Origin of the sequence: Stieleria sp. (genome assembly GCF_041595215.1) — a bacterium.
Lineage (GTDB): Bacteria > Planctomycetota > Planctomycetia > Pirellulales > Pirellulaceae > Stieleria > Stieleria magnilauensis.
Genome location: NZ_JBFHKV010001320.1, coordinates 1 through 2,055, shown reverse-complemented (window position 1 = coordinate 2,055; position 2,055 = coordinate 1). Strand labels below are relative to the sequence as shown.

At 63.2% G+C, this 2,055-nt stretch carries 2 protein-coding genes; one reads left to right on the top strand and one right to left on the bottom strand.

What is annotated here, in order from left to right; all coding sequences use genetic code 11:
- Positions 1-55: 55 nt before the first annotated feature.
- On the top strand, positions 56-1,660 hold the full coding sequence (locus ABX749_RS30935) for a TolC family protein (protein ID WP_372899429.1): 1,605 nt from the start codon (positions 56-58) through the stop codon (positions 1,658-1,660).
- Between the two features lie 97 nt (positions 1,661-1,757).
- On the opposite strand, the gene ABX749_RS30930 is transcribed toward ABX749_RS30935, so the two are convergent.
- Positions 1,758-2,055, bottom strand: a 298-nt coding sequence (locus ABX749_RS30930) for a DUF4432 family protein (RefSeq protein ID WP_372899428.1), incomplete at its 5' end; no start/stop codon positions are given.

The window sequence follows — 2,055 nt, the reverse complement described above, 5'->3', positions numbered from 1 at the left end:
GCGTTTGACGCGACGGCGACAATGGGATCGATGGACAATACCGATAGGCGGCAGGATGCCAAAGCGACTACTGACTCTAGGATTGATCGGCTGCGTGGGATGTGCAACCGGCCCTGCGATGGTGAGCCACATCCCCGAGGCGCGGAGTGTCCCCCCCGCGGTCGAAGTGCCGCTGCAGCCGCCGACCGCCAACATCGATGTTGCCGACGCGCCGGCGGACAGCTTGACGCTGGTCGACTACATCGCCAACGAACCGTTCGTGGGCGAGTCGGAAGCGGTTGCCGAGCCGACCGGGTTTGCACCGCCCATCGATCAGGTCGACGCAGTGCCGGTCGACGCAGTGCCGGTCGACGCAGTGGCAGAACCATCGGTCGATTTGAACTTGCCGTCGGCGTTGGCGATGGTGGCCGGCCAACATCCGGCGGTCGGACTGGCGCGGTGGCGGGTCCAAGAAGCGTACGCCCGACTGGCCCAGGCCGAGGCGATGTGGTTGCCGTCGATTCAAGCCGGGTTTGGTTTTCATCGTCACGACGGCAACTACCAAGCCAGCGACGGTTCGGTCGTCGACGTCAATCGCAACTCCTTTCAATACGGCTTGGGAACCGGCGCGACCGGGGCGGGGACGACTCCCAACCCGGGGCTGGTGGCGCAGTTTCATCTGGCCGACGCGATCTTTCAGCCGAAGGTGGCCGAGGCGACCGCTTGGGCCAGCGGACACGCCGCCAACGCGACCGAGAACCTGCAGCTGCTGACGGTCGCGCTGGCCTACATCGATCTGGTGAGTGCACATCAGGACGTCAGCATTCTGGAAGCCTCCAAGACGCGGACGGGGGAACTGGCCAAGCTGACCGGTGATTTTGCCGAAGCCGGCCAGGGACTCAAGGCCGACGCCGATCGGATGCAAACCGAGTTGGCGTTGATGGAAAACCGTTTGATCGCCGCCCAGGAACAAACCGCCGTCGCCTCGGCTCGGTTGGCTCAAGCGATCAGTCTGCGTGGCCAGCCGCGGATCACACCGATGGACGTCACGGTGGTTCCGATCGAGCTGGTGTCCGTCGACGTCGACAAGGCTTCGTTGATCGGGACCGGGCTTGCGATGCGTCCCGAGTTGAAGGAGTCGCAGGCGCTGGTCGCGGCCGCCTGCCAGGCCTACAACCGCGAAAAGTACGCACCCTTCGTGCCCAGCGTGTTGTTGGGATTCAGCACCGGCGGATTCGGCGGCGGGCTGGGCAACGAACTCGACGATGTCAGCGGGCGATACGACCTCGATGCCGTGATGTCGTGGCAGGTCCGCAACTTGGGGCTGGGCGAAAAAGCGGCGCGGCGGGAGCAATCGGCGCGCGTCCAGCAAGCCAAGTTCGAGCGGATCCGCGTGATGGATCAGGTCGCCCGCGAGATCAGCGAAGGCTACGCCCGGGTGCAGTCGCGCCATCGCCAAATCGCTGCGACCGAGCGGGCGATCGAGTTCGCGCTGGATTCTTACGATCGCAATCTCAAGCGGATCCGCGACGGCGAAGGGTTGCCGCTGGAAGTGCTGCAGTCGCTGCAGGCGTTGGAAACCGCCAGCCGCGCGTACCTGCGAGCGGTCGTCGACCACAACCGGGCGCAATTCGAGTTGCAGTGGGCCCAAGGCTGGCCCGTGCAGGCGGTTAGCGGTTAGCTGTTAGCTGTTAGCTGTTAGCAACCTGAAACTTGAAACTTGAACCTTGAAACTTGACACTTGAAACTTGAAACTTGAAACTTGAAACTTGAAACTCTCAAGCCCCCGGCGACCAACCCGGTCGCGGGCTGGGGTGAATCAGCGGGGGCTGGTCACCGGCAAGTTTTCGGATCCGCTCGGCCATTTCGGCGACCGATTCGGGATCCGACAAGGGATCGATGGTGACTCGGAAGCAGACGGTTTGTTCGGGTTGAATTTTGACGACCCGATCATGCAAGGCTTCGAAGGAACGCTGGTTGGGGAAGTTGGTGGCCGGTTCCAGTCCGGTGACATAGCCGTCGGCGGGATCGGCCGTGTTTTTCCAAAGGACAAACCGCGGCAAGGTCTTGGTGCCG

Bases quoted from the DNA above. Each gene is read 5' to 3' on its own strand.
- ABX749_RS30935 (WP_372899429.1), top strand. From the start codon at position 56: ATGCCAAAGCGACTACTGACTCTAGGATTGATCGGCTGCGTGGGATGT.